At 45.5% G+C, this 25,788-nt stretch carries 27 protein-coding genes; 16 read left to right on the forward strand and 11 right to left on the reverse strand.

What is annotated here, in order from left to right; translation table 11 throughout:
• Positions 1-57: 57 nt before the first annotated feature.
• Complete coding sequence (locus RH45_RS23030; RefSeq protein WP_008080077.1) at positions 58-216, reverse strand: YqaE/Pmp3 family membrane protein; 159 nt, start codon at positions 214-216, stop codon at positions 58-60.
• 271 nt (positions 217-487) lie between these two features.
• Between RH45_RS23030 and RH45_RS18460 the strand changes: the two genes are divergently transcribed.
• Positions 488-2,305, forward strand: a complete 1,818-nt coding sequence (locus RH45_RS18460) for a hybrid-cluster NAD(P)-dependent oxidoreductase (RefSeq protein WP_008080078.1) — start codon at positions 488-490, stop codon at positions 2,303-2,305.
• Between the two features lie 52 nt (positions 2,306-2,357).
• Here RH45_RS18460 and RH45_RS18465 read toward each other — a convergent pair whose 3' ends face one another.
• Both RH45_RS18465 and RH45_RS18470 read right to left on the reverse strand, forming a co-directional pair.
• Positions 2,358-3,269, reverse strand: a complete 912-nt coding sequence (locus tag RH45_RS18465) for a sensor domain-containing diguanylate cyclase (RefSeq protein WP_008080079.1) — start codon at positions 3,267-3,269, stop codon at positions 2,358-2,360.
• Between the two features lie 133 nt (positions 3,270-3,402).
• Complete coding sequence (locus tag RH45_RS18470; RefSeq protein WP_008080081.1) at positions 3,403-4,305, reverse strand: DMT family transporter; 903 nt, start codon at positions 4,303-4,305, stop codon at positions 3,403-3,405.
• A 98-nt stretch (positions 4,306-4,403) separates the two neighbouring features.
• On the opposite strand from RH45_RS18470, the gene RH45_RS18475 reads away from it, so the two are divergent.
• Positions 4,404-5,192, forward strand: coding sequence for an AraC family transcriptional regulator (locus RH45_RS18475; protein WP_008080082.1), 789 nt, complete (start codon positions 4,404-4,406; stop codon positions 5,190-5,192).
• Here the strand turns inward: RH45_RS18475 and RH45_RS18480 are convergent.
• Positions 5,187-6,107, reverse strand: coding sequence for a M14 family metallopeptidase (locus tag RH45_RS18480; protein ID WP_008080084.1), 921 nt, complete (start codon positions 6,105-6,107; stop codon positions 5,187-5,189). The two genes, RH45_RS18475 and RH45_RS18480, sit on opposite strands and share 6 nt — an antisense overlap.
• 181 nt (positions 6,108-6,288) lie before the next feature.
• Between RH45_RS18480 and RH45_RS18485 the strand changes: the two genes are divergently transcribed.
• A complete protein-coding gene (locus RH45_RS18485) occupies positions 6,289-7,191 on the forward strand; it encodes a DUF808 domain-containing protein (RefSeq protein ID WP_008080088.1) in 903 nt (300 codons plus the stop codon).
• 28 nt (positions 7,192-7,219) lie between these two features.
• On the opposite strand, the gene RH45_RS18490 is transcribed toward RH45_RS18485, so the two are convergent.
• A complete protein-coding gene (locus tag RH45_RS18490; RefSeq protein WP_008080090.1) occupies positions 7,220-7,861 on the reverse strand; it encodes a DsbA family oxidoreductase in 642 nt (213 codons plus the stop codon).
• A gap of 210 nt (positions 7,862-8,071) precedes the next feature.
• Here RH45_RS18490 and RH45_RS18495 point away from each other — a divergent pair, with 210 nt between their 5' ends.
• A complete protein-coding gene (locus RH45_RS18495) occupies positions 8,072-9,424 on the forward strand; it encodes an alpha-amylase family protein (RefSeq protein WP_008080092.1) in 1,353 nt (450 codons plus the stop codon).
• A gap of 59 nt (positions 9,425-9,483) precedes the next feature.
• Here RH45_RS18495 and RH45_RS18500 read toward each other — a convergent pair whose 3' ends face one another.
• Both RH45_RS18500 and RH45_RS18505 read right to left on the reverse strand, forming a co-directional pair.
• Complete coding sequence (locus tag RH45_RS18500; RefSeq protein ID WP_008080100.1) at positions 9,484-11,352, reverse strand: methyl-accepting chemotaxis protein; 1,869 nt, start codon at positions 11,350-11,352, stop codon at positions 9,484-9,486.
• Between the two features lie 91 nt (positions 11,353-11,443).
• The gene (locus RH45_RS18505; protein ID WP_008080106.1) at positions 11,444-12,049 is read right to left on the reverse strand and encodes a hypothetical protein; all 606 of its coding nucleotides are present in this window, start codon (positions 12,047-12,049) and stop codon (positions 11,444-11,446) included.
• 177 nt (positions 12,050-12,226) lie between these two features.
• On the opposite strand from RH45_RS18505, the gene RH45_RS18510 reads away from it, so the two are divergent.
• Positions 12,227-13,327 (forward strand): 1-acyl-sn-glycerol-3-phosphate acyltransferase, encoded by a 1,101-nt coding sequence (locus RH45_RS18510; protein WP_008080119.1) that lies wholly within the window; start codon positions 12,227-12,229, stop codon positions 13,325-13,327.
• A gap of 36 nt (positions 13,328-13,363) precedes the next feature.
• On the opposite strand, the gene RH45_RS18515 is transcribed toward RH45_RS18510, so the two are convergent.
• Together RH45_RS18515 and RH45_RS18520 are read right to left on the reverse strand one after the other, a co-directional pair.
• Entirely contained in the window at positions 13,364-13,978 is a 615-nt protein-coding gene (locus RH45_RS18515) for a hypothetical protein (RefSeq protein WP_008080122.1), read from the reverse strand.
• Between the two features lie 127 nt (positions 13,979-14,105).
• Positions 14,106-14,399 (reverse strand): YfcZ/YiiS family protein, encoded by a 294-nt coding sequence (locus tag RH45_RS18520; protein ID WP_008080123.1) that lies wholly within the window; start codon positions 14,397-14,399, stop codon positions 14,106-14,108.
• Between the two features lie 497 nt (positions 14,400-14,896).
• Between RH45_RS18520 and RH45_RS18525 the strand changes: the two genes are divergently transcribed.
• The 8 genes from RH45_RS18525 to rplT all read left to right on the forward strand — a co-directional run bounded on the left by RH45_RS18525 (position 14,897) and on the right by rplT (position 22,180).
• Positions 14,897-15,355, forward strand: coding sequence for a TetR/AcrR family transcriptional regulator (locus RH45_RS18525; RefSeq protein WP_008080124.1), 459 nt, complete (start codon positions 14,897-14,899; stop codon positions 15,353-15,355).
• A 415-nt stretch (positions 15,356-15,770) separates the two neighbouring features.
• Positions 15,771-16,775, forward strand: coding sequence for a response regulator (locus RH45_RS18530; protein WP_008080125.1), 1,005 nt, complete (start codon positions 15,771-15,773; stop codon positions 16,773-16,775).
• Positions 16,775-17,212: a PAS domain-containing protein gene (locus RH45_RS18535; protein ID WP_008080126.1), complete on the forward strand. Its 438-nt coding sequence runs from the start codon at positions 16,775-16,777 to the stop codon at positions 17,210-17,212. Before RH45_RS18530 ends, RH45_RS18535 begins: the two co-directional genes overlap by 1 nt.
• 71 nt (positions 17,213-17,283) lie before the next feature.
• Complete coding sequence (locus RH45_RS18540) at positions 17,284-18,789, forward strand: bifunctional ADP-dependent NAD(P)H-hydrate dehydratase/NAD(P)H-hydrate epimerase (protein WP_008080127.1); 1,506 nt, start codon at positions 17,284-17,286, stop codon at positions 18,787-18,789.
• Positions 18,790-19,000: 211 nt separating this feature from the next.
• Positions 19,001-20,929: a threonine--tRNA ligase gene (gene thrS, locus RH45_RS18545; protein WP_008080129.1), complete on the forward strand. Its 1,929-nt coding sequence runs from the start codon at positions 19,001-19,003 to the stop codon at positions 20,927-20,929.
• Between the two features lie 3 nt (positions 20,930-20,932).
• Positions 20,933-21,484 (forward strand): translation initiation factor IF-3, encoded by a 552-nt coding sequence (gene infC, locus RH45_RS18550; protein ID WP_071986196.1) that lies wholly within the window; start codon positions 20,933-20,935, stop codon positions 21,482-21,484.
• Between the two features lie 106 nt (positions 21,485-21,590).
• Entirely contained in the window at positions 21,591-21,785 is a 195-nt protein-coding gene (gene rpmI, locus RH45_RS18555) for a 50S ribosomal protein L35 (RefSeq protein ID WP_008080132.1), read from the forward strand.
• Positions 21,786-21,826: 41 nt separating this feature from the next.
• Positions 21,827-22,180: a 50S ribosomal protein L20 gene (rplT, locus tag RH45_RS18560; protein ID WP_004401084.1), complete on the forward strand. Its 354-nt coding sequence runs from the start codon at positions 21,827-21,829 to the stop codon at positions 22,178-22,180.
• Positions 22,181-22,246: 66 nt separating this feature from the next.
• Here rplT and RH45_RS18565 read toward each other — a convergent pair whose 3' ends face one another.
• Positions 22,247-23,209 (reverse strand): integron integrase, encoded by a 963-nt coding sequence (locus RH45_RS18565; RefSeq protein WP_008080137.1) that lies wholly within the window; start codon positions 23,207-23,209, stop codon positions 22,247-22,249.
• 241 nt (positions 23,210-23,450) lie between these two features.
• Between RH45_RS18565 and RH45_RS18570 the strand changes: the two genes are divergently transcribed.
• Positions 23,451-23,945: a DUF695 domain-containing protein gene (locus tag RH45_RS18570; protein ID WP_008080138.1), complete on the forward strand. Its 495-nt coding sequence runs from the start codon at positions 23,451-23,453 to the stop codon at positions 23,943-23,945.
• 206 nt (positions 23,946-24,151) lie between these two features.
• On the opposite strand, the gene RH45_RS23225 is transcribed toward RH45_RS18570, so the two are convergent.
• The gene (locus RH45_RS23225; RefSeq protein ID WP_008080143.1) at positions 24,152-24,454 is read right to left on the reverse strand and encodes a hypothetical protein; all 303 of its coding nucleotides are present in this window, start codon (positions 24,452-24,454) and stop codon (positions 24,152-24,154) included.
• A gap of 254 nt (positions 24,455-24,708) precedes the next feature.
• Between RH45_RS23225 and RH45_RS18580 the strand changes: the two genes are divergently transcribed.
• Together RH45_RS18580 and RH45_RS23675 are read left to right on the forward strand one after the other, a co-directional pair.
• On the forward strand, positions 24,709-25,323 hold the full coding sequence (locus RH45_RS18580; RefSeq protein ID WP_008080146.1) for a hypothetical protein: 615 nt from the start codon (positions 24,709-24,711) through the stop codon (positions 25,321-25,323).
• 153 nt (positions 25,324-25,476) lie between these two features.
• Positions 25,477-25,788 (forward strand): hypothetical protein (locus RH45_RS23675; RefSeq protein WP_008080152.1); only part of this gene is annotated, 312 nt, incomplete at its 3' end.

Genomic DNA, 25,788 nt, shown 5'->3' on the forward strand with positions numbered 1-25,788 from the left:
GCTCAGTATTGCATCCCCTTTTTTCTGGCAGACAATCAGGTGGCTAGCTTTTCGCCATTACTTCATGGTTAGCCATAGCGCGTGAATACAACCCGGTAAGAAGAAAAAGAACGTCAGTACCAGGTTGATGATGAAGTCTTTGCCAAGGCCTTTATCTAGAAAAACTGCCACTGGTGGTAAGAAAATACACAGTAGGATCATTACTAACTTATTCATACACTTCTCCTAAATGATTTGATTAATAATAGTCGTAAATTAGAACCGCCATTATCTAAATCAATTTGTTACTTTCAAGCAAATAGCCGCTTTTAAGGTGAAACTTCAGAGTTTTCCTATTAGTAAAACGTTGTGATTTGAATTATTGAGATAAGCGTCATTTATTTCACTAAGCCTTTGACAAACTCCGGTTTTGCTAACTACTAATCAAGACAGAATAACCATTATCAGTATAATAGCGGGCACAACAATACTAAGCTTAGGATTAGCAATGTCAGCTCCAACTCTTTCCCAAATTAATGTTTTTCCCGTTAAGTCGGTCGGTGGTATTGCGCTATCAACGGTCTGGGTTGAAAAGCAAGGTCTAATGTTTGACCGTCGATTTATGATAGCCCTTGCCGATGGCTCAATGGTGACGGCGCGTAAATACCCTCAGATGGTAACGGTGCAATCAACTTTAACTCAAGACGGTTTGATTTTTACGGCGCAAGGTAAATCAACTCTGCGTCTACGCTATGCTGATTTCAAGATGCAAGAAGCGCCAGCGCAAGTGTGGAAGGATAATTTCATTGCTTACACCACCACAGACGAAGCGGACGATTGGTTCAGCGACGTGCTTGGACAGCGTGTTGAACTGCTGTTTAGCGGAGAGCAGTCTAACCGAGTACGTGAGAAGCTAGGCCACAATGTAAGTTTTGCCGATGGTTATCCGCTGCTAGTGATCAGTGACGCCTCTTTGCAAGAGCTAAACCTTCGTAGCCCAGAGTTGCACTCAATGGATCAGTTTCGTACCAATTTGGTCGTGACTGCCGACGAGCCTTTTGCAGAAGACAGCTGGAAGCGAATCCGGATAGGTGAGGTAGAATTCGAAGCCGTGAAGCCTTGTGAGCGCTGCATTCTAACGACTGTCGATGTAGAAAAAGGTGAGCTACGTTCTTCGAAAGAGCCACTCAACACCCTATCGCAGTTCCGCGCTAATGAGCGAGGCGGTGTGTTCTTTGGTCAAAATCTGGTGGCTAAGAATGAGGGCATGATACGCGCAGGAGATGAAGTTGAAGTCCTCGAATACAAAGAGAAAGAGTTTTACCCTGACAATTCACCTCAGCAACTGCAAATGACCTGTGTGGAGCGTGAAGAGATCGCCCGTGACTTTGTCACTTTCTGGTTAGAGCCGCAACATGGTGAAGTGCCTAGTTATCAGCCGGGTCAGCATTTACCGATTGCGGTTGAGATTGAAGGGGAGACGGTCGCACGCCGTTATACCTTGTCATCGAGTCCTTCACGTCCGGGCCGTTTAGCGATTTCCGTTAAGAGAATTGATGGCGGCCGAGTTTCTAACTGGTTGGCGGATCATCTCCACATCGGTGATACCTTATGCTGTGAAACGCCTGATGGTAGCTTCCATCTTGGTGAGAAACACGATCAGCCGTTGTTACTGCTTTCTGCTGGTAGTGGTGTCACCCCAATGATGTCGATGTTACGTTACTTATCCGATCACAACCAAGTCGAGGACGTGGTGTTCTATCATCAATGTCGTAGCGTCGAAGACATTCCATGCAAGGATGAACTGGATGAATTGAAACGCCAGCATCCGGGGTTAACGGTACTCATCTCGCTTTCTCAAGCGCCCGTTGATTGGTTTGGACTTAAAGGCCGCTTGACCTTGTCGCACTTGAAACAAATCAAAGATGCACAGAAGCGCCAAGTGTTTGTATGTGGTCCCGATGGCTTTATGCAAAAAGCCAAGAACCTGCTGTTAAAGACGGGGTTACCTGAAGACAACTATCATCAAGAAGCCTTCGGTATTGCGACTGTTACTCAAAAAGCGCATAAGTCGGTGACCATCAGTGTTAATGGTCACGTATTTACTGGCGATAACCAAAAGACCTTACTTGAGCAAGCTGAAGAGGCCGGAGCACCTATCGCGAATAGCTGCCGTGCAGGTTTATGTAGTGCGTGCAAGGTAACGGTTGAATCAGGTAAGGTGCATCAGCCTGATGTCCCCGCGTTGCAAGAAGATGAGCGCAATATGGGAATGGCGTTAGCGTGTTGCTGTGTTCCGGAAACGGATATCGAAGTGGTTAACTGATCACTTTTGGTGTAAATATTAGAAACCGCTTGGCATGACACCAAGCGGTTTTTTATTGGATGCTAGATTGGTTACGCCCCTTATGTTTGGCGTCATACAAGGCTTGATCGGCCCTACGGTATAGGGCGAAGAAGTCCCCGTCGTTATCAACCAGTTCGGTGACGCCACAGGAAATAGAGAAGGGGGCTTTGGGTTTGTTCAGTGGGGAGTTATGAAATGCCAGCCTGAGCCGCTCTGCGATGTCAAACGCTTCTGTTGCGTGAGTATGATCTAAAACGATCAAGAATTCTTCACCACCGATTCGACCACAACAGTCGGTTTCACGCAAGTTGTGGCGAATCATATCCGCTAGTTCAACAATCACTTGATCGCCAAAGTCATGACCGTGACAGTCGTTAATTTGTTTGAAGAAATCGATATCGATAAGGATACACGAGAGTGGATGATTATCTTGCGTTGCTCGGTTAAATGCACTGGAGAAAAACTGCCACAGTTTACGCCGATTGCACAGCTTAGTCAGCTCATCGGTGTTGGCCAATTCTGCTAATTGAACCCGCATGTTGACCATGTCGGTGATGTCGGTTGAGACTCCAATTAATCCAATTACCTCCCCCGTCAATCTGCTGATGATCGGTTTTTTGATGGCTCGGTAAATACGTAATTTGCCGTCGTGTAGTGCGCGAGTGTGTTCTTCATGAGTGACAGTCTCAGCGCTTTGAAACACCGCTTGGTCGGTTTTTAATATGTCGTCAATCAGTTCTGGGTCGAAAAAATCGTGATCAGTTTTGCCCTTGAGGGAGTGTAAATCAGTATTAAACAACTCAAGGGTTAATTGGTTGGCGTAGAGGTATTCTCCCTCGCGATTTTTGACAAAAACGAAAGAGCCTATCTCGTTGAGGACAACCTCATGCAGGGTGAAGTGGTCTTGATTATATATGTCTTCTATGCGCTCCAATTCGATCATACGACCTCCAATAATTCACGAGGTCTAGCCAACCTGATACTGACGTTGCGGCGATTATATTCTCAAGGTCAAAATTAAACCCTACAGGTGCCGCTTTATATTTTTAACCATATACCCAAACTTGGCAAAATACCTAAATTTGTTTCACTTTTTCCATGTGTTGTGTGCGCTTGAACCTGCTGACCTTGAGCTGTGAGAGAATTACACCAGAAATCACCAGCAACCCGCCCATTAGATGATAGCCGTGGATGGTTTCCCCCAGCATAGTTGCCGCTAGGGTAATCGCGACCACAGGCATAAGGTTCATGAACATGGCGCTGGAATCCGCGCCAATCAAATCGATGGCTTTCACCCACATCCAAGGGGCGAGCACGGAGGCGGCTAACCCTGCGTAACCAATAAGAGGCAGGGCTTCATTTGACGGCAGCAACTGGTCGCTGGACAACCAAAGAGGTGTGAGCATGATAAGCGCGAGTACACCTTGCATGTAAACTAGAGTCCAATTGGATAATGGCATCTTCCAGCGCTTGAGCAAAACGCAGTAGGCGGCATAACAGGTCGCAGCAATCACCATCATACCATCGCCAAACGCAATGCTATTGTGAACAAAGAAAGCCATGTCTCCCTGACCCAACATAAAAGCGAGCCCAGCCAAGGCGATCACTCCGCCAACAATACTGAGTGGCGAGATGCGCTTGCCAAGCAATGGAACGCTCATAAAAACACTGAGTAAGGGGACCAACGAGGTGATCAGTGCCATGTTAGATGCCGAGGTTGTGAGGCCAGCGTAATATCCAAGCGATTGATTGAGCACCATACCAAGCAGAGCCAAAAAGGCAATTTTAGCCAGATAAGGCCGAATCACCTGCCACTCTTTGATGACTGTGTTTAAGCAAAACGGAGTTAACACCAGAATAGCCAGAAACCAGCGATAGAACGACATAGCACTTGGCTCGATCGCCTCAGAAGCCATCTTGTTAACGATTGCATTGCCGCCCCAGATAAAAACGGTAAGAAGAGGAAGGAGATAAACCATGTGAGTTCCATCGCAAAAAACTGATGGAAGATAGTTTGTCAGGTCTATATGATTATAGATATCTTTAGAAAGACATTGTGCGTCATAGGAAGACAAGTTTGAGAAAGTCGGCGAAACACCTTCACCCCTCGTTATCAATTGATAGAGCACCATCCGAAGTGTTTATGAATTTTGAGGCTTTTTTGTCCAACACTGAAACGCGGATGCACAGCCACCCATGGGGCCAAGTGCAGTTGATAAGTGGCGGGATATTAGAAATGGAAGCGGAGGACACCCGATTTCTTGCTCCGCCTCACTTAGCTATTTGGGTACCAGCCGGGATTAAACACACCAGTTTTAACCGTAAGCCGCTTTCTTATTGCTCATTGAATATTGCCGAGTCACTGACTACCCAATTTCCTGATTGCACCAGTCTTATTAAGGTGACGCCCATTGTTTCAGCGATTATTGATGATTTTAGGCAGAGAAGCGTCAATGTGGCGCAAAGCGAGTCGGATAAACGCTTAGTGCAGGTACTGCTTGATCAACTGGCAACGCGCGATACTCAGCACCATTTTTTACCGTCAACCGACAATAAGTACTTAGCGAAGATCTTAACTGCGGTAGAAGAAAATCCGATCGACAATACCAGTTTGTCGCAGTGGGCTGAGCGGGTACATACCACAGAGCGAACGTTGGCCAGGCATTGTCAGGCGGAGCTAGGAATGAGTTTTACAGAATGGCGGCTGAGAGTTCGTTACTTGTATTCGATGGATTTACTGCGCAACGGTCATTCAGTAAAAGAGGTGGCATTAACGCTTGGGTACAATCAAGCTAGCCCATTTATCGCGATGTTCAAAAAATACTCCGGGCAGACCCCGGAGCAATACAAAAATAAACTGTTATAGCTGTGCCAATACGTAATCGAGCCCGCCCACAATGGCCGCGACTTGAGCGTCGTTACACTCTTCATCGGTAACTTTCGGGCTGTCTGGGTATACTTCGGTCGTGGTGCCAAAGGTGCAAGTTGTGACGCCGCCACATAAGCCTAGTTTGACCATCGGGTAGTTAATCACGCCATGCTGTACAACGGCAGAGCCAATAATTTCTCCAGCCTCATCTGCGGGTGCAATATGAGTGACCTTACTGACAGATTCGATTACGGCTTGCTGAAATTCTGGTTGAGGGTTTTCTGTGTCGCCAACGGTGTAGAAACCATCGGGGATCATGCCTTCAATGTAATCTATACCATCTCGTGCAGCGAGGGCAGGTCGAAATTCTGTTTCGTCGGTATCCGTCGTCTCATGCAGATCGATATGCACAAGAACGTCACCGTCAAGCGACGCTACGAGCGCCATTAAGTTGGCCGACTCTTCCGCTGGGCTGTCTGCATAGAAGGAGCGGTTTGGATCGATCGCTAATGGGTTCCAACGATTGATGGTTTCGTAACCCCACGGGCTGACACACGGAGCGACAACAATATTGAAGAACTGGCTATAGTGAGCCATGGCACTATCGGCAAACTTTAAAGCACCATGAACACCACTGGTCTCGTAGCCATGAACGCCACCAGTGACGAGGACGACTGGCTTAGAGCTGTCCCAGTTTCTACTTTTAATGCAAAACAGGGGGAAACGTTCTACATCGTATGAGAGTGCGCCGTACTGTTCTATGTCGAATCGGTCGGCAAGTGCTTGGATTTTAGGGACAACCTCTTCCTGATACTCGCGCTTAATCGTAGTTTGTTCGCGCCAAGCGAGTCGTTCCGCATCTCCCCATTTTTTTCCAGGGGTGCCGATAGGGTAGGTGTAAGAGCTGTGCATGACTTTGCCTTTGTAGTTATTGAAATTGCGCTACAGCATAGAGCGCTATTTTTTATTCGGCAATCACTAACCTTCAACTTGACTATGATTGACGAAGCTTTGACATCTTTTCAGTTTGTTCCAACCTTTGCGGGTGTTACATTTACTTACATTCATAACTTTTACTCATAAGAGAATATAAATGGCTGGTGCAAGCTTATTAACCTTACTGGATGACATCGCGACGGTGCTGGACGATGTCGCGCTGATGTCTAAGGTAGCAGCGAAGAAAACGGCCGGTGTTTTGGGTGACGACCTAGCGTTGAATGCCCAGCAAGTCTCGGGTGTGACAGCGGAGCGAGAAATCCCTGTCGTGTGGAGTGTGGCTAAAGGGTCGTTTCGCAACAAGCTCATTTTGGTGCCTGCGGCACTGTTAATCAGTGCATTTGTGCCATGGCTGATCATGCCTCTACTGCTGATAGGTGGCTTATTTTTGTGCTTTGAAGGCGCGGAGAAAATCATCGAGAAGCTCTTTCATAGCAAACACAAACAGGCGCAGCCCGATGAACTCGTCAATGATGTCTCGATTGATGAATACGAAAAGAGGAAAGTGGCTGGAGCGATCCGGACAGATTTTATCTTGTCAGCAGAAATCATCGTTATCGCGTTAGGTACCGTTCAAGGGCAGTCGACCCTAACCCAAGTGATGGTGGTTAGCTTGATCGCCATCGTGATGACCATAGGTGTTTATGGTCTTGTTGCTGGCATCGTAAAGCTCGATGATTTGGGCTTTTACCTTGAAAAGCGCAGCCAAGGTCAAGGTGTTATGGCGAGCATTGGACGTACATTGATCGCCTTTGCACCAAAGCTAATGAAAATACTGGCGGTTGTCGGTACTGCAGCAATGTTTTTAGTCGGGGGCGGAATAGTTGTACACAATGTCCCTATGATTCACCACTGGATAGAGCCAGTATTGATGGATATTCCGAATATCTCGCTGGCTAAAGCTCTGTTCCCTAGCTTATTGAATGGCTTGATTGGTGTTGTCGCTGGGCTGGTTGTCTTGACCGTATGGAGTGTCATTGCGCGGATAAAACAAGCATAAATTTAAGGAGAGCTCAGGCTCTCCTTTTTTATAGGTTGTTGATCTGCTTTAAGGCAGAAACTAACAATTCTGACGTTTGAGCGCCTGAAATCAGGTGCTTTTTGTTGATAATAATTGCAGGAACTGCATTAATGCCTGCTTCAAGCCATTGCTGTTCGGTTGTTGCCACACTCTCTGCCCAAGTCATGTCTGCAAGTACCAATTTGGCTGTTTCAGAGTCAAGCCCAACATTGGCAGCCGCATCAATGAGAACCTTCTCATCGCTGATGTCTTGATTGTCTGTAAAATAACAATGGAAAAGCTTGAGCTTAAGCTCAAGTTGTTTGTTTTCGCTTGAGGCCCACATCAATAACTGATGCGCTTTTCGAGTATTGTAGATGCGCATTTGTGGCGAGAAGTGAAACTCGAAACCAACCTCATGACCTAGCTGGGTTAAGGTTTGCCTCGCAGACTGACTGGCTTCCTCGGTGGTGCCGTATTTCTCTTGCAAGTGCTCTTTTAGGTTTTGCCCTTGCTCCCCCATGGCCGGATTGAGCTCAAACGGATGCCAGTAGAGATCGGCCTCTAGGCTATCTGAGAGTGTGGATAAAGCTTGCTCTAACCGTTTGTAACCGATGATACACCACGGGCAAACGACATCTGAAACGATGTCTATTCGAACCTTTTTCATTACGTCATCCTTGCTAATTCATACTGCAAGTATAGCTGGATGGGTAATGAGATTTTACTAAATAGCTCACTATTTGTTAATTTCTACGCCTTACAGCTACTACGTCAAAAGAGTGACTTGGGGGGATAAAGATTCTGATCTGCCTTTGTTAAACTGATCCTCATAGCGCTACGGAAGGTAGCAAAAGAACAATAACGATAGGAACTGGTCATGTTTACCTCACAAGCAACCGACGTAGTGTTGCATGCTTTTGATTGGCCTTATGAGCTGGTAACCCAGCGAGCAAAACAGATTGCCCAAGCCGGATACAAGTCGGTACTGATCTCGCCTCCACTTAAGTCAAAGAAGACTGAGGCTGGCAGCAAATGGTGGCAACGCTATCAACCTCAAGATTATCGAGTGATTGATAATCAACTTGGTAATACCCAAGATCTTAAACACATGATTGCGACATTGGACCAGCATAGCATTCGTGTCTATGCGGATGTGGTGTTTAACCATATGGCGAATGAGTCGTCATTTCGAACCGATCTGCAATACCCAAACTCGGACGATATGGCGAGCTATCAAGCAGAGCCGGACTATTTTAAAGCTCAGCGCTTGTTTGGTGATTTGGATAAACCGCTGTTTGATCACAACCACTTTGTTGAAGCCTTTGGTATCGAAGATTGGGAAGATAAGTGGCAGGTGCAAAATGGGCGTATTACTGGTGGACCACAAGATCCAGGTTTGCCGACTCTTCGCGTCTGTGATCATGTCATCAGTCAGCAGCAGAATTATTTGCAAGCGCTCAAATCGTTAGGGGTGAAAGGTTTTCGAATCGATGCCGCGAAACATATGACACTGGAACACCTTCAACGGGTGTGGACCAAAGAAATTTGTCACGATATTCATATCTTTGGTGAAATCATTACCAGCGGCGGGGCAACCAAGCCTGAATATGAAATTTTCCTTGAGCCATTTTTGAAACACACACGCTTTGGCGCCTATGATTTTCCCCTGTTTCAGGTGATCCATGATGCATTGCAAAGTGGTGGTAGCTTAAAAAGCTTGGTCGATCCTTACTGTTTTGGTCAGGCATTGTCCGAAAGGCGTGCGATTACCTTTGCCATTACTCACGATATTCCTAATAACGATGTGTTTAAGAACCTGGTTATGGAAGAAAACGTTGAATGGCTAGCTTACAGCTACATTCTTGGCCGAGATGGTGGCGTTCCCCTGATCTATACCGATCTGGATACCAGTGGCATCTTAGATCAACACGGAAAGCCGCGGTGGTTATCTGCTTGGGATGAACCACGAATGGTCGCTGCAATTGGTTTTCACAACGCCGTTCACGGTGAAACGATGAAGGTGATAGAAGCGTCGGACGATTTGTTGGTGTTTAGCCGCGGGGCAAAAGGTGTGGTCATCATCAACAAATCTAAACGAGCAAAAACCGTAGAGTGGAGTTCTAATGATCGTTGGTTCGATGTTCTTACAGAGAGTGAATACGAAGCAAACAGCGGTCGCGTGGTGCTGAAGGTGCCAAGTTTAAGCAGCATGATGTTACTCAAGCAATGACATCGTAGAGCAAAAAGAAGGGCGCCGGTTGGCGCCCTTTTTAAGCTTGCCCTTAAGGGTTAGACGGTAAATTTATTCAAAATACTGTCTTGCTCACGAATGTTCTCCGTTTGGGCTTGCATCGCGATGTTAGCGTTCTCCGCCGCATCAGCCACTTGGGTTGAGAGATCTTTGATCTTCACCGTGTTGTTGTTGATCTCTTCGGCCACTAAGCTTTGCTCTTCTGCCGCAGAAGCGATTTGAATGTTCATATCGCTAATGCGTTGAATAGCGTCACGTATGCTGTCTAATGCGACATTCGCTTCTTGAGCACGAGCCACGGCATCAGTTGCAGTAGACTTGCTCATACTCATCGCATTCGCAACCGAGCTAGCACCCGCTTGAAGCTGTTCGATCATATTGCGAATTTCTGTGGTAGATTCTTGAGTACGCTGAGCAAGTGTACGGACTTCGTCTGCCACTACGGCAAAGCCGCGGCCTGACTCGCCTGCACGTGCGGCTTCTATCGCTGCATTCAGTGCCAACAAGTTGGTTTGGTCGGCAATGTCATTGATGACCTTCAAGATGGTCTCAATGTTGTCAGTTGCCGATTCGAGTACTTTCACTTCTTCTACCGCTTCATCGATTTTTTGTGACAAGTTGTCGATGGCACCCGTGGTATCACTGACCACCGAGGTACCTAAGCTGGTGGCATCGTCTGCTTCCTTGGCCGCAGCCGCTGCCCCTTGGGCGTTATTGGCTACTTCCCCAGAGGTGGTCGCCATTTCATGCATTGCTGTGGCGAGTTGCTCGAGTTCATGGAGCTGGTCTTGCATGGCTGCCGCTGACTCTTGCAGGCCCATAGAGGTCATCTCAGAGCCGCGTAAGATTTCTGAACCGATCGCCTTAGATTGAGTAATCAACTGCTGGAGCGTGCCCGTAAAATCGTTGAAGCCAGAGGCGAGGATAGAGAACTCTTTGTCGGTGTTGGTTTCTAGGCGTTTGGTTAAGTCACCTTGGCCTGAAGCCACATCCTGAATGGCTTCGTTAAGTGTTTCAAGTGGACGCATTAGGCTACGGATGAGTAGCAGAAGCAAGAACACACTGATGACCAGCGCGATAATGGTATACAGGATAGAACTGTTGCGCAGGTCTGCGAGAGATTGGTAAGCCACCTCCTCATCTAGAATGACCCCTATGTACCAATCTTCACCCGGTACTCGTGAGAAATCTAAGGTGTAGACTTTGTCATCCAATGTCACGTGCTGTGGTTCTTCTTTGATTGCAGCGCTGCCGAGAAAGTCTTTCATCGGTTTGCCGTTTAATTCCGTTTCTGGGTGCGCAATGGTTGTGCCGTCACCTGCGACAATAAATACGTAACCTGCGTTAAACAACTGCACTTTATTTACCAGCTCTGCCAGTGCCGCCAAGCTTACGTCATAAAATATTGCACCGATAAATTGGCCTTTGTCGCGCACAGGAGTGGCGATGGAGACCAAGATCTCTCCGGTTGCTGAATCGGCGTAGGGCGCGGTGATAACCAGTTTGCCTGAGTTTTTGGCATCAATGTACCAAGGTCTGACGCGAGGGTCCCAAGTCGGCCCCGGGTTCCAAGATGGATCGTTGTTGATATTGGAGCCATCTTTTTCAAAGCCTAGCCCGGCGAGTAAAAAGGTCTCTTTAACAACAGGGCGTGTGATTACCGTGGCAACCGCGTCTGGTGACAGGTCGGCTTCAAGCATGCTGGTAGCATAAGCGGCAATGGATTTTCGGCTATTGATTTCCGCAGCCGTGGTGTCGCGGACCCCATCGACGATCTCGTTGACGCTGGAAGTGACTTGAGCGCGAATTTCTGTTTTAACGGTGTGGTATTGCTGCAAAGTGAGCAAGGTTACTGTGGCTAAAAGTAGTGCAGAAGAAGCGGCCACGATCTTATGGCTGAATTTCATTCGTTTTTCCCTATCTATAACATCAAATAGCTATTTATAGATCTATAGTTACGAAATGATTATTCAGCCAGTAAAAAGCTAAACTTTTCTACTATTTGCCAAGCAGAACCGCTTCGAGTTGAGTAAAGGTAATTTCATCACCATCGAACAGTTGCTCAATCACTTGAGGACGTTTTTTGCCTGACAACATCATTTTGCTCGCTTCACGCATCTTTAACACGAGTTGCTGCTCGCGGGAAAGCGCCGAGTCTAAGATATCCCAATGCCATTGATTGACTAATGCGTTGAGTTTACTTTGGCGCAGTTTCGGCGCCATGCTAGAGAACTCAGTGCGCAAAACGGCAAGCAGCTCTGCTTTCGCTTGTTCGTTAGAGGTGTGATCGCCGAGCCTAGTCACGATGGCCTGGCATAACTCATTGAGTTGAACGTAGCCACCTTGCGCGGGCATCGGGGTAGTTACTCGGCAAGAAACGTCAACTTTCTCGACCTTTGAGTTAGGGAAATAAGTGAGCGAGCACAATGCATTAAACGGCAGCCAAAAGCTTGAGCCGGGCTCGATTGCGTACTCTTGTTTACCGAGTTTGACCAATACTAAGCCTTCTTTCACGTGTAACAGTGTGTGTTTCAACAGTTTGCGTCTTGGCGTGATGTGGAGAAACTCTTGTTCTAAAGTCGTGTGAGAAATGGCGTAGTGCATGGTGTAACTCGTTTGCAAAGGGGCGCTAAGGGTAACTTTTCTGGCAAAAAAAGCCAATATCAATTAAAACCTTGTTATTCACGTGGTCTGACCTTTGTAAATCTGAGAGAAGTATAGCTGCTAAGATGGCTATCTACGCGTAGAATAGGCCAGCTTTTTATTTGATGTACTTGAAGAATGACTAAAAATAACGATCCATTTATTGATATTCGTCCCTATAACGATGACGAAATCCCCGCAGCGATTGACCGATTGGTTAACGACGAAGAATTTATTAGCGCGATTTTGCAGCACCGATTTTCTAACCATGCGGGCTGGTTTAAAGCCCTCATGTCTCCGATTGTTAAAATCTATCTGAAAATGAAGTGGTCTAAGCTGAACTCGGTAGACACGATTCAGCAAGAAGTGAAGAAGTATCTAGACCAAACTCTGAACACCACCACCAATGGTGTGACCTACAGCGGATTAGAGAAGCTAGACCAGCAGCAGGCGTACCTATTTGTGTCTAACCACAGAGACATCGCCATGGACCCTGCACTGGTTAACTATGGCTTGTACCAAAATCAGCACAAAACCGTACGTATTGCGATCGGCGATAACCTTTTGAAAAAGCCGTGTGCCACTGAGTTGATGCGTCTGAACAAGAGCTTTATTGTGAAGCGTTCGGCGAAAGGCCCCCGTGAAATGATGAAAGCGTTGGGTACTTTGTCTGGTTACATTAAGCATTCGTTAGACACAGGCCATTCTATTTGGATCGCACAAAAAGAAGGACGTGCCAAAGACGGCAACGACTTCACCGATCCAGCGATCTTAAAAATGTTCCATGTTGAAGGGCGCAAACAGAAGGTTGATTTTGCCGAGTACATCAAATCACTCAAGATCGTCCCTGTTTCTATCTCCTATGAGAATGACCCTTGTGACGTAGCGAAGGCGCGCGAACTGTGGCAAAAAGCCGAGCAGGGCAGTTACGAAAAAGGCGAATTTGAAGACATTGAAAGCATCATTCAAGGCATTGTTGGCGAGAAAGGCCGCGTACACGTTGCGTTTGGCGACGTGATTGAAGATGCCTTTGAAACGCCAGAAGCGCTAGCAGAAGAAATTGATCGCCAAATTCATTTGCATTACAAGCTGTTCCCTATCAATAAACTTGCCGCTGGAGATGAAGCGGTTGAGAGCACGGTTAAGCAGACGTTGCAAGCAAAATTGGCTCAGTTGCCAGAGGGTGCTCACCCTTATTTGGTTGCTAGCTATGCAAATCCAGTAAAGAACCAGCCTTAACAAACAAAAAGAGATGCTCAGGCATCTCTTTTTACATCAGGGCGCTACCGCACCACCTAAGTTTAATTTTGTCGGCCATTTGCTGATCCGGTTGCCACCTAGGTAGATGTTGCCCTTGACGGTCATCGTATTGGGAAACTCACGAATTTGCGAGCCGCCTATGTAGAGATTTCCATCTACAACGAGCCCTTCAGGTAATTGAGTGATGGGTGTGCGAATTAGACTGAGGTCTCCTTTTACTCTTAGCCTAGGCGGGAGCGACGTTAATGGGGTGTCGGCGAGGTTGAGATAACCTCCAAGCTTAATCCCCGGCGGCCAACGTTTGATTTGAGATCCGAGTAAGTTGGCGTAGCCTTTAATACTCACGCCCTTATCCAGGCGGTTCAACGCACTGTTTGACGCATCTAAGCTGCCTTGTATATCGATCCCTTCAGGTAGGCGTTTTATCGATGTTTTGGCGATGTTTAAATTGCCTTTAACCACTAGACCTGCTGGTAATTCATCATATGGCTTGTTACGAAGATCCAAATTCCCGTAGTTATCAAGGTGGTTGAGAATGTGGAAGGTTCCGAGAGGCTCGGCTGCGATGCCAAAAGAAAGCCCGGAGATGAGCAGGCCAGTGGCGACAGTTTTGACAATTTGATGCTTCATTGAATTTCTAGGGTTGGGGCGATAGGTTAAGTATTAATGCGATCAACACTTGTGGTCAATCATACTCAATGCTAGAAACAAAAAAACGGGCGCAATGCCCGTTTCTTATATGCGATGAATGGCGGCTTTATCGAGCCAATGAACGCGTTTTAAGTTCGAAAATCAGTTTCTCTGCGCTCACTTCAAACTTGAAACGAGCCGTCAGTTCAGTTGAGTCTGTGTTGATCGGTGTTACTTCGTGCTGAACTTCTGCTGATACTTGTTTCGCTAGCTCCAAGTATTTCGCAAGCTCTGCTTCAAGCAGCTGTTGGCCTTGAGCATAGATGGTAACCTCAGCAACGTCATCACCTTCTTTGATGATAAAGCCCATTTCACCAGCGCAGCCACAAGCTTCACATACGTCTTGTTGTTCAGTGCTCATCTCAATATATCCTCTTACAAAATCTGCGAATATTTTAACGAGATATTTGAACTTAATCCATAAAAAGCGTGAGGTATTACAAACAGCTAACTTCGGTATGGTATGTTGAATTTCGGTTAAATTTGCGAGCTAGTTGGGAATGACTCCCAATAATAGTGAGACTTTGATCACTAAATTACGAAAATTAATGTCATTATCTAGTCAGAATGCCATTCAGTTAGTTGTAAGGTCTCGCAATTTATAAGACTATCGGCAATCCAATTATATATACAAAATATGATGCCTTTTTATTTCATAAGTTTGTGTTATACGAGCTTGTGAGAGTTTAGCTTGATTCATAATTAGATGGTTCGTACGGTTTAACTATGATAGAGTGCAAATCGATGATGACAAGAGTGTCTTGATTGAAGCCTGCACTGACATGGAAGCTAATCGATAAGGCTGCAATGAATAACTCTTATTGAGTTAGATGGATTTACAAAGAGAAGAGCCTGAACATGCCAAAGCGTAGTAAAGAAGATACCGAGATCACGATCCAGAAGATCATGGACGCTGTTGTGGACCAACTGTTGCGTCTGGGTTACGACAAAATGTCGTACACCACTTTAAGCCAACAGACGGGTGTGTCTAGAACGGGGATCAGTCATCACTTCCCTAAAAAGACCGATTTCACTGCTGCACTCGATGGTCGTATCTTTAAAATGTTCGTAGAGCACATTGACTTTGATAATGGTCTAGAAGCGTTTTCATCAAGCTGGGTGAAAGCTCTAGATAACGAAGAGTTCCGTGCCATTCTACGTCTACTGTTCCACCATATTGTCACTGCACAAAATACTCACGAGTTTGCGATTAACGGTATTGACCGTCTGTACAAAATGACAGAAACGCAATTCGGCGAAGGCAGTGCAAAAGAGCTAGAGTGGCTAATCGGTCGATCTCTTGTTCGCATGGTGTAAATCGCCCAAATGACTTAAAAGAGCCTCCTTTGTGAGGCTTTTTTTATGTCCATTATCCTTTCATGACTTTGCATTGCTACCGCTCTGATTTTCCTTAATCTTTCCTGATAGTAACAGCACTTTTGTCTGCGCTTAATTGTATATGTGTTGATTCCGAAGAATCTGACAAAGGTCGAAATTCAGCATCTGCTGTTGAATTTTTTTGCAAATTGGCTCAGCTTTTAAATATCCGCAGATAAACAGGGCGACAAAGAGATGGTTCAAGTCTTGTCATGTGAGCTTTGTTATTAGGTGAGAAGTGAGTGGTTACCGCACTGCGAGGTCGGATGATTATTCCAATAGTTTCCCGTACCTGATGCGCTAACTATCTGTTACACTTGTTATATTAGTGGTACGAATAGCAGTAGGTGTATGAATGTCCTTTCCAGTTTTAATATGTGATGACTCCGCCTTAGCACGAAAGCAAATGGCGCGCTCTTTACCTGCTTCGCTAAATGCAGATATTACGTTTGCAGTACACGGGTTAGATGCGTTAGAGCAGTTAGAGCAAAATCAATTCAAGCTGATGTTCTTGGATTTGACCATGCCGGAGTTGGATGGTTTTGGCACGTTAGAAGAAATCGGCAAACGTGGTATCGATATCTCGGTGGTGGTGGTATCAGGTGATATCCAACCTAAAGCCAAAGAGCGAGTGATGAGCCTTGGCGCTAAGGCGTTCATTCAAAAGCCCATCGATAAAGATGCATTGAACGATGTCTTGCGCAGCTTAGTGCAACCCGCGGAACGTCCTCAAGTTATCACTCCCGTTTCCGTAGAACTGCCAATATTGCGCCGCCGCGACATCTATATGGAAGTCGCTAACGTCTCGATTGGTCGAGCTGCTGATGCGTTAGCTCGTCATTTTGATGTGTTTGTTCACTTGCCTTTGCCGAACGTGAATATTTTTGAAGTGAGTGAATTGCATATGGCATTGCGAGACTTGGCAGAGAACGACCAAGTCTCTGGTGTTTGCCAAGGCTTTAGTGGCGAAGGGATTGCTGGCGAAGCATTGGTTCTGCTTAGTGACTCCAGTGTGTCTGACTTGAAGAAGCTGATGAAAGTTCCCGCAGAGAGTGAAGAGCTTGAAGAGCTCGAGTTGCTCATGGATGTGTCTAATATCTTAGTCGGATCGTTTCTTAATGGCCTAGGACAACAAGCTGAAGTGCGCTTTTTCCAAAGTTCACCCGTGTTACTTGGCCAACACATATCGATCGATTCCGTGATTCAATCAACCAGCGGTTCGTTTAAGAAGACGATGACGTTTGAAGTGAGTTACAACATCGACGGTACCTCTATTCGCTGTGATTTGTTGTTTATGTTTGTCGATGAGTCGTTGCCACTTTTGGACAATAAACTGGCTTACCTAATGGAGGACTTTTAATGCTATCTCTTCCAGCTGAGTTTGAGCAGTTCCACTGGATGGTGGATATGGTGCAAAATGTTGATTTAGGGCTAGTGGTTCTGGATACCGAGCACAACGTTCAAGTGTGGAATGGGTTTATGACTCATCATAGTGGCATACAGGCGCATGATGCGATCGGTAAGTCTCTGTTTGAGTTGTTCCCCGAAATTCCGCAAGATTGGTTTAGATTAAAAACCAAACCTGTTTACGACTTGGGTTGTCGCAGTTTTATTACCTGGCAACAGCGCCCATACTTGTTTAAGTGTCGAAATGTTCGCCCTGTCACCCAACAGGCTGACTTTATGTATCAGAACATTACTCTTAACCCAATGCGTACTCCAACCGGTGAAGTGCGTTCACTGTTTTTGTCCATCCAAGACGCCACCGCTGAAGCACTGGTTTCGAAAAAGCTTTAATAGAGAATGCCAAGGATGTTCCTTGGCATTTTTGTATCAGCTACCCGTTAGTTTTAAATAAGAGTGCTTTTATGTCCATTTCGCAACGGTTGTATACAGGTGAGCAAGTTAAGTTAGGTGAAGTACAGGCGGCCGCTAAGCTTGGCATCGAGATGTATTCATTGATGCTTTCGGCAGGCCAGGCCGTATTTGATGTATTGCGAGGCCGCTATCCTGACGCGAATGATCTGCTGATTGTCTGTGGCTCAGGCAATAATGGAGGCGATGGTTTTGTGGTTGCCAAATTGGCTAAAGCGGCGGGCTTAAAAGTCAATATAGTGCTAACGGTTGAAGCTTCACGATTGCATGGTGATGCCGCGAGAGCAAAAAACGATTGGCTTTCTACTGGCGGAAAAATAAGGCCTGTTTCTGATTTGCCCAAATGCGTCGCTGACGCAGACTTGATTGTTGATGGCATTCTGGGAACTGGGCTCAGTGGCCAGGTTCGTCCTGATATTGGCGCCATAATCGACCAGATTAATCGCTCTCAAAAGCCTGTGGTGTCGATCGACATACCTTCAGGCCTGTGCAGTGACACTGGTGACTTGCTTGGTCAGACGGTTAAGGCTCAGCGCACAGTTACCTTTATTGCGCGTAAACAAGGGCTAGTAACAGGAAAAGCGCGTGCTGTGGTCGGCGAGCTTCATTTTTCAGGTTTAGGTGTCGACCATGTTTTTGCCTCTTTGTATCCCAGCAAAGTTTGGCTGCTAAGCGCAAGCCAAGTAAATGACTTAGTCCCGGTGAGAAGTACCCTTGCCCATAAAGGTCAGCATGGTCGATTGCTTTGCCTGGGCGGTAATCTGGGCTATGCCGGTGCGATTCGTATGTGCGCACAGGCAGGGGTTCGTTCTGGAGCAGGTTTGGTCAGTACTTTATGTCATTCAAGTTCTTCGCTAGCCTTGCAGGTCGCTTGCCCAGAAGTGATGGTTTCCTCATGGGATGGCGATACTGAAGCGCTTGCTCAAGCGATGGCAGATAAGAGCGTGATTGCGTTGGGGCCGGGGCTAGGGCAAGACGAGTGGGCCAGAGCGATGTTCGAGGTGGTCACATCGTCTGACACTGCTAAGGTACTTGATGCCGACGGTCTAAACTTGCTTGCTAAGCAGCCCTGTTTTGATGCCCGTCGAGTGATTACGCCTCATCCCGGTGAAGCTGCGAGGTTAATTGGGTGCTCCGTTGAACAAGTCGAACGAGATCGTTACCAATCTGTGACTTTGTTGCAGCAGCGCTATGGTGGCGTTGTGGTTCTGAAAGGAGCGGGAACCCTTGTCTGCAATGGTGATAGTATCGCAGTTTGTACGGCTGGTAACCCTGGCATGGCATCAGGTGGAATGGGCGATGTTTTGACTGGGGTCATAGCTGCGTTAATGGCGCAAGGTCTATCTGATTTCGATGCGGCTTGTCTAGGTGTTTATGTCCATAGCGTGGCAGCCGATAATCTTGTGAAGGAAAGTGGGCCAATTGGTTTGGCCGCAAGCGATCTTGTTCCTGAAATACGCGCCGTTCTTAATCACCTTTCTCTGACGAACAGCGAGTAGTTTAACCTCCTCTCATTGCTGCTTTTTTGTGACTTCGATTGTTATTTTATCTGATTTCGTTACAATGCTCGTTCGTTCCTGAGTTGTGCATCCGTATTTGCATATAAAAGGACGCCTATTCTGGTCTTTAACGTTCTGATTTTAAAGTTAAAGACATGATTTGAATTGCATGTGTTGCTTGGTGTGCAACACCACTGTAAAGGATATATTAATGCCAATTATTACTCTTCCTGACGGCAGTCAGCGTCAATTTGACAACCCAGTTTCTACTCTAGAAGTCGCTCAATCTATCGGTCCTGGTCTTGCTAAAGCAACCATCGCAGGTCGTGTAGATGGTGAACGTGTTGATGCATGTGATCTTATTGAACAAGATGCAAGCCTTGAAATCATCACCGTTAAAGATGAAGTTGATGGTCTAGAAATCGTTCGTCACTCTTGTGCTCACCTTTTAGGTCATGCAGTTAAGCAGCTATTCCCTGAAGCTAAAATGGCGATCGGTCCAACCATCGATAACGGTTTCTATTACGATATCGATCTAGAGCACTCTTTAACGCAAGAAGATCTTGAAAAGATCGAAAAGCGCATGAAAGAGCTGGCTAAGACCAAATACCAAGTTATCAAGAAAAAGGTAAGCTGGCAGGAAGCTCGCGATGCGTTTGAAGCTCGCGGTGAAACATACAAGATGGAAATCCTAGACGAGAACGTCTCTCGTGATGACCGTCCTGGCCTTTACCACCATGAAGAATACATCGATATGTGTCGTGGCCCTCACGTTCCACATATGGGTTTCTGTCAGCACTTTACACTACTTAACGTAGCAGGTGCATACTGGCGTGGTAACAGCGATAACAAGATGCTGCAACGTATCTACGGTACGGCTTTCCACGACAAGAAAGCACTTAAAGCTCACCTGACTCGTCTTGAAGAAGCGGCGAAGCGTGACCACCGTAAGATTGGTAAGCAGCTTGACCTATTCCACATGCAGCAAGAAGCACCAGGTATGGTGTTCTGGCATCATAATGGTTGGTCTATTTTCCGTGATCTTGAAGTCTTCATTCGCGCTAAGCTGGATGAATACGGTTACCAAGAAGTCAAAGGTCCTCTAATGATGGATCGCGTTCTTTGGGAGCGCTCTGGTCACTGGGACAAATACGCGGACGCGATGTTTACGACCTCTTCTGAAAACCGTGAATACGCGATCAAGCCAATGAACTGTCCGGGTCACGTTCAGATCTTTAACCAAGGCCTGAAGTCTTACCGCGACCTACCACTACGTATGGCTGAGTTCGGCTCATGTCACCGTAACGAACCGTCAGGTGCTCTACACGGCATCATGCGTGTTCGTGGCTTTACTCAGGACGATGCGCACATCTTCTGTACAGAGAGTCAAATCCAAGAAGAAGTGACTAGCTGTATTAAGATGGTTTACGATACCTATCAAACATTTGGCTTTGATAACATCGTTGTGAAGCTGTCTACTCGCCCTGAGAAGCGCGTGGGCTCTGACGAGATTTGGGACCAATCTGAAGAAGCATTGAAACAGTCTCTTGAAGCAATGAACATTGAGTATGAGCTTCAAGAAGGTGAAGGTGCGTTCTACGGTCCTAAAATTGAGTTCACTCTGCATGACTGTTTAGATCGTGCATGGCAATGTGGTACGGTTCAACTTGACTTCAACCTACCAGGTCGTTTAGGTGCGTCTTACGTTGATGAAAACAATGAACGTCAAGTCCCGGTAATGATTCACCGTGCAATCTTAGGTTCACTAGAGCGTTTCATCGGTATTCTTATCGAAGAGTATTTTGGTTTCTTCCCAACGTGGTTGTCTCCAGAACAAGCTGTTATCATGAATATCACCGATAAGCAGTCTGATTACGCACAAGAAGTTGCTCAAAAACTACAAAAAGTTGGAATTAGAGCAAAAGCGGACTTGAGAAATGAGAAGATTGGCTTTAAAATCCGCGAACATACTTTGAAGCGTGTACCGTATATGCTTGTTTGTGGTGACCAAGAAATGGAAGCCGGTGAAATCGCAGTACGTACTCGTAAAGGTAAAGACCTCGGTAAGTTTAAAGTGGATGATTTTATTTCCTACATCCAAGACGAGATCTCTACCCGTAAGCTCAATCTGGAGGAATAAGCTATTAAAGGCGGAAGACGCGGCCAACAGCCGGTAAAACAAAACCCGCACCGTTTGAACGGTGAAATTCGTGGCGTACGTGAAGTTCGATTGACTGGCGCTGACGGCGAATCAGTTGGTGTTGTATCGATCCAACAAGCGGTTGCTGCAGCTGAAGAAGCTGGTATGGACCTAGTTGAAATCAGTCCAAATGCTGAGCCACCTGTCTGTCGTGTGATGGACTACGGTAAATTCCTCTTTGAAAAGAGCAAAACTGCTAAAGAGCAGAAGAAAAAGCAAAAACAGGTTCAGATTAAGGAAGTAAAATTCCGTCCTGGAACTGATATTGGAGACTATCAGGTAAAACTACGCAACCTGACGCGTTTCCTTGAAGACGGCAACAAAGTGAAGGTAACAATTCGCTTCCGTGGCCGAGAAATGGCACACCAAGATATCGGTGTTGACGTTCTTAATCGTCTTAAGGAAGACACTGTTGAAATCGCAGTGGTTGAATCTTTCCCTAAGAAGATCGAAGGTCGTCAGATGATCATGGTTCTTGCCCCTAAAAAGAAGTAATTAACGGCTTTGCAAGTAAGAAAACTCAGCTGCCGTAAGGTGGCTGGGTTTTGTTCGCCCTAATTACTATTGTTTAAAACAACTCAACAATGCGGAGTTATTCATCATGCCTAAGATGAAAACCAACAAAGGTGCTGCTAAGCGTTTTAAGAAAACTGCTGGTGGTATTAAGTTCAAGCACGCTACTAAACGTCACATCCTGACTAAGCGTACTACTAAGAACAAGCGTCAACTACGTCCAAATGCGATCCTTCCTAAATGTGAAGTGGCTGCAGTTGCTCGTATGATGCCATACGCTTAATTCTTTTTAGTTTATCAATCGTTTAGTTTAGGAGAAGCATAATGCCTCGCGTAAAACGTGGTGTACAAGCTCGTGCACGTCATAAGAAAGTTCTGAAACAAGCTAAAGGTTACTACGGTGCACGTTCACGTGTTTACCGCGTAGCTTTCCAAGCAGTTACTAAAGCTGGTCAATACGCTTACCGTGACCGTCGCAACAAGAAACGTCAATTCCGTCAACTATGGATTGCACGTATCAACGCTGCATCTCGTCAAAATGGTCTATCTTACAGCCGTTTCATCAACGGTCTTAAGAAAGCATCTATCGAGATCGACCGTAAGATCCTTGCTGACATCGCGGTATTCGACAAAGCTGCATTTGCAGTTCTAGTTGAAAAAGCGAAAGCTGCTCTTTAATTAGAGTTAGTGATTAGGATTAAGAAAAGGGGAGCTTCGGCTTCCCTTTTTTCTATCTATCTTTTACTAAAGATCTGAAAGAGGGCTCTTCACACCTCCGCCACCACGCTCGATAACGTGGGTATAAATTTGTGTTGTTTTTACATCACTGTGCCCTAATTGTTCCTGTACCGTTCGAATATCTGCACCAGATTCCAGTAAATGTGTGGCGAAACTGTGCCTTAATGTGTGGCACGTGACATTCTTATCGATGCCCGCATCTTGTGCTGAACGCTTTACCGCTCTTTGTAGTGCTGTTTCGTTAATATGATGCCTTTTCCACCCCATGCTTTCGGGATCGATGGAAAGCTTGTGTGAGGGGAACATAAAGTGCCAATTAAAATCCAACTCTGCGCCTGGATACTTTCGTTGCAGTGAATTGCTTAAGTGAACTCCTTCATAGCCAGGTGAATGAATATCTTTGTTGTAGTATGCGAGCGCTACTGATTGCTGTTGCTTGAGAAGAGGAAGTAGCTCATCTGCTAACGTGACTACTCGATTTTTTCCTCCTTTTCCTTGCCAAATTCTTAGAGCTTTGTAGTGGAAGTCCACGTCCTGAATCCTCAGCCTGACACATTCCATAACCCTTAGACCTGAACCGTACAACAGCATGATATGTAACTTATATCTCGGGTCGATGTGTTGAACAAATCGCCGCATTTCTTGTTTATTCAGAACAACGGGTAGTTTTCTATCTAGCAGAGATTTTTGGAATTTCATTTCTACTGAAAGAGGTGTTCTAAAATATTCTCGATACAAAAAGTTTATTGCATTTAGGGCCAATGCTTGTGTTTTTGCAGCGACTTTCTCTTCAACCGCTAGGTAGGTTAAGAACTGTTCAACTTCGTGTTCTTTTAGCTTAGAGGGGTGCTGCATCCCACTGTATGCAATGAATTTCGTTATCCACAATAAATAAGCTTGAATTGTTTTAGGTGCATACCTTCTAGACTGCATGTATTCCTTAATGCTTAGCATAAACTGACTTTTCATCTATGATTTCTCTTTACTGTTTTTATATACAGTTACATGGTTTTCGGACAAATCAAGAATTAGCTTCCACGTGTCCGCCTAATTGCTAACAAGTAAGCGAAGTACCAATCTTTTAAGTGAAGTGTTTCATAGGTTTGTGTGATAATAGCTCTGGCTTTATATCAACTTAAGGCGGCGGTAGCGTGCGTGATTAGTAAGGCTTTTTGTTGTTTAGATAGCGTTATGTTCTAGGAGGAGTTTCATGTTCGGGAAAATATTTGGCAGGAATAAAGATAAAGCACTGAAAGAAAAAGAAGTCCGGATAGTTCTTCCTGAAGAATCTTATACTTTACTTGAGTGGAAAAAAGATGATTTACCATGCATTGGCATGTTGAACTCTGGACTCATTGGTTTTGAGCATCGCGAAATTTTTGGCTGGCATCTTTCTGTAATAATTGATTTTGATGACTTAGCCGAGCATGGAATGCCTTCGGAAGATGAGCAAGCTATCGTTGACCCATTTTGTGATCAATTGGACGAAGAGATTAAAGCAGGTGGTAACGCGCTCTTTCTTGTGAGAGAAACATGGAATAACACTCGTCGCGTAGTATGGCGAGTATATGACCCTGAAGTTGCGCATCAACATCTTCAGTACATAGTTGACCATTATCGTTATCCGCGACAATTTGATTGGCACATGGAACAAGATCTAGAGTGGGAGCAAGCTGATTGGTACTTCAAGCAGTTACGAACATAACAAACTGTTCAAGAGGGATTCGCAACGCGTGGCATTTTCACTATGCGTTGGTTTTAGTGTTTAAGGTGGTCTGCGGCGGCTTTGGTATTGCGTTGCTCACCCCTTAACAGGGCGTTAGTCGCCAGAAAAAGCTAGCAATCAAAATCATGTTGCTGAGCTTAAAATTTAGCAGCTGTTTGCCTGGTACACCGATTAATCGTCGATCATCAGAACTTATTTTTAGCTGTTTTAAGTCCAAAGTTTTGTAACTGTCCTAGCGGTTGTTTTGTTCTTTGGTGCTGACAGAGCAGGGCAATCGAGAGTCTGTTTTTGGTTGCAACTCCGCTCGGCGAGTTTGTCGGTACAAAAGCCGATTTACTCGCTGAAATGACGTTTTCTCTGGTGTTGTAAATTCCACGTGGTTTCAGTGACTTTGTTGAAAGTCCGCTCTGTGAGATTGGCTTTCCAAAAGCCCTTTTTTGTGTTGTCAGTCCGTTTTCTGCGGCGTTGTTTTTTCCAAGTGGTTTCATTGATTAGCCGCTTTGAGACTACGCCTGACTTAAGTGCATCAAAACACATAGATTTTGTTGCTTGCAAAGTTTAGCTCGGCTTAAAATTGTCGCTCGGTGCCTCGCGACTAACAAACTGCTCAAGAGGGATTCACAACGCGTGGCATTTTTACTATGCGTTGAATTTAGTGATTAAGGTGGTTTGTGGCGGCTTTTGTATTGCGTTGCTCACCCCTTAGCAGGGCGTTAGCTGCAGATGGGAATAGAGTATAAATATGGAAGTTAACTATAAAAATTATGATGCCAAGTCGTTGCTTGAAGCGTTAAGTGGTATAGATGCTAAAGCTTATCCGGAGAATTATAGCTCTTTAACAAGTGAGATTGCGCTTCGAAAAAACGAGATACAGGAATACTATGATCAACTCGCAAATGCTAGAAACTTGCGATGGAGTAAACTATTGACGTTCATTGGTATTAATCAATTGCTTGTTGCAGCAATAGCCTTAGTGATGCTCGTTCTTTCAGTTTCAGGCTTGACGGGATTTCAAATAGTCAGTTCGTGTTTTGTTATTCTTTTAAATGTATTATCGGGTCTAGTCTTATACAAACGTACGACACGGTATTACTTGCTTTCTTATTTGAACGTAGGGCTTCAAATCTTTGCATTTGGGTTTGGAGGATTGTATTTCAATTACTATGGTGTGGGAGGTATTTTCCTCACTTTAGACTGGGTAAGCGACACTTACCGCTGGTTCTCAGCATCTTTCAATGTTGGTGGTTCACTTCTAGAGTATTCTAATAAATATAATTTAGGGTTCATTCAAGTCGATTTATTAGCCTTGTTCTATATTTGGGTGATCCGAAAGTCATTGTCGCAAACCAGCAGCTAACAAGGCGTTTAAGGCAGATTCCCAACGCTTGGCGTTTTGTATTTTAGGTTGGGTTAAGTGTTTACGGTGCAATGGTTTAGGTTAGGTGGTTAGCGTTGCTCACTACTTAACGCGGCGTTATATGCTTCAAAGATTCAATGGGTTAGGTGTGATATGAAAATAATTGGGTTTCTTTTAGTGGCTGCACTAACCGTAAATCTTTGTATCTCATCCTTTTCTATCTTCCAGCTATATCGTTATTTAGAGCTACAAGATAGCAATTGGCAGAAGGGTGTTCATTTCTATACTGAAGCAAGAAATAACACCCAGCTTTCGGTCCAAGAGCGCACTGCGGTAACTAAACTTATTGCTAAAGAATTGTTTATATTGGGGTATGACAGCGCCTACTATGTGGACATAAATGGGAAGGAAAAGTTGTTTAAGCCAACTGAAGGTCATCGAGAGGCAAGGAAGCTAAGTTTTCGA

Source organism: Vibrio sinaloensis DSM 21326 (assembly GCF_000189275.1).
Taxonomy (GTDB): domain Bacteria; phylum Pseudomonadota; class Gammaproteobacteria; order Enterobacterales; family Vibrionaceae; genus Vibrio; species Vibrio sinaloensis.

Coding starts and splice junctions, on each gene's coding strand:
- RH45_RS18535 (WP_008080126.1), top strand. CDS start 16,775: ATGCTATCTCTTCCAGCTGAGTTTGAGCAGTTCCACTGGATGGTGGAT.
- RH45_RS18530 (WP_008080125.1), top strand. CDS start 15,771: ATGTCCTTTCCAGTTTTAATATGTGATGACTCCGCCTTAGCACGAAAG.
- RH45_RS18470 (WP_008080081.1), bottom strand. CDS start 4,305: ATGGTTTATCTCCTTCCTCTTCTTACCGTTTTTATCTGGGGCGGCAAT.
- RH45_RS18480 (WP_008080084.1), bottom strand. CDS start 6,107: ATGCACAGCTCTTACACCTACCCTATCGGCACCCCTGGAAAAAAATGG.
- RH45_RS18580 (WP_008080146.1), top strand. CDS start 24,709: ATGGAAGTTAACTATAAAAATTATGATGCCAAGTCGTTGCTTGAAGCG.
- RH45_RS18485 (WP_008080088.1), top strand. CDS start 6,289: ATGGCTGGTGCAAGCTTATTAACCTTACTGGATGACATCGCGACGGTG.
- RH45_RS18565 (WP_008080137.1), bottom strand. CDS start 23,209: ATGAAAAGTCAGTTTATGCTAAGCATTAAGGAATACATGCAGTCTAGA.
- RH45_RS23030 (WP_008080077.1), bottom strand. CDS start 216: ATGAATAAGTTAGTAATGATCCTACTGTGTATTTTCTTACCACCAGTG.
- RH45_RS18465 (WP_008080079.1), bottom strand. CDS start 3,269: ATGATCGAATTGGAGCGCATAGAAGACATATATAATCAAGACCACTTC.
- RH45_RS18490 (WP_008080090.1), bottom strand. CDS start 7,861: ATGAAAAAGGTTCGAATAGACATCGTTTCAGATGTCGTTTGCCCGTGG.
- RH45_RS18520 (WP_008080123.1), bottom strand. CDS start 14,399: ATGAGCACTGAACAACAAGACGTATGTGAAGCTTGTGGCTGCGCTGGT.
- RH45_RS18500 (WP_008080100.1), bottom strand. CDS start 11,352: ATGAAATTCAGCCATAAGATCGTGGCCGCTTCTTCTGCACTACTTTTA.
- RH45_RS18515 (WP_008080122.1), bottom strand. CDS start 13,978: ATGAAGCATCAAATTGTCAAAACTGTCGCCACTGGCCTGCTCATCTCC.
- RH45_RS18525 (WP_008080124.1), top strand. CDS start 14,897: ATGCCAAAGCGTAGTAAAGAAGATACCGAGATCACGATCCAGAAGATC.
- RH45_RS18495 (WP_008080092.1), top strand. CDS start 8,072: ATGTTTACCTCACAAGCAACCGACGTAGTGTTGCATGCTTTTGATTGG.
- rpmI (WP_008080132.1), top strand. CDS start 21,591: ATGCCTAAGATGAAAACCAACAAAGGTGCTGCTAAGCGTTTTAAGAAA.
- RH45_RS18505 (WP_008080106.1), bottom strand. CDS start 12,049: ATGCACTACGCCATTTCTCACACGACTTTAGAACAAGAGTTTCTCCAC.
- RH45_RS18460 (WP_008080078.1), top strand. CDS start 488: ATGTCAGCTCCAACTCTTTCCCAAATTAATGTTTTTCCCGTTAAGTCG.
- RH45_RS18570 (WP_008080138.1), top strand. CDS start 23,451: ATGTTCGGGAAAATATTTGGCAGGAATAAAGATAAAGCACTGAAAGAA.
- thrS (WP_008080129.1), top strand. CDS start 19,001: ATGCCAATTATTACTCTTCCTGACGGCAGTCAGCGTCAATTTGACAAC.
- RH45_RS18540 (WP_008080127.1), top strand. CDS start 17,284: ATGTCCATTTCGCAACGGTTGTATACAGGTGAGCAAGTTAAGTTAGGT.
- RH45_RS23225 (WP_008080143.1), bottom strand. CDS start 24,454: ATGAAACCACTTGGAAAAAACAACGCCGCAGAAAACGGACTGACAACA.
- rplT (WP_004401084.1), top strand. CDS start 21,827: ATGCCTCGCGTAAAACGTGGTGTACAAGCTCGTGCACGTCATAAGAAA.
- RH45_RS18510 (WP_008080119.1), top strand. CDS start 12,227: ATGACTAAAAATAACGATCCATTTATTGATATTCGTCCCTATAACGAT.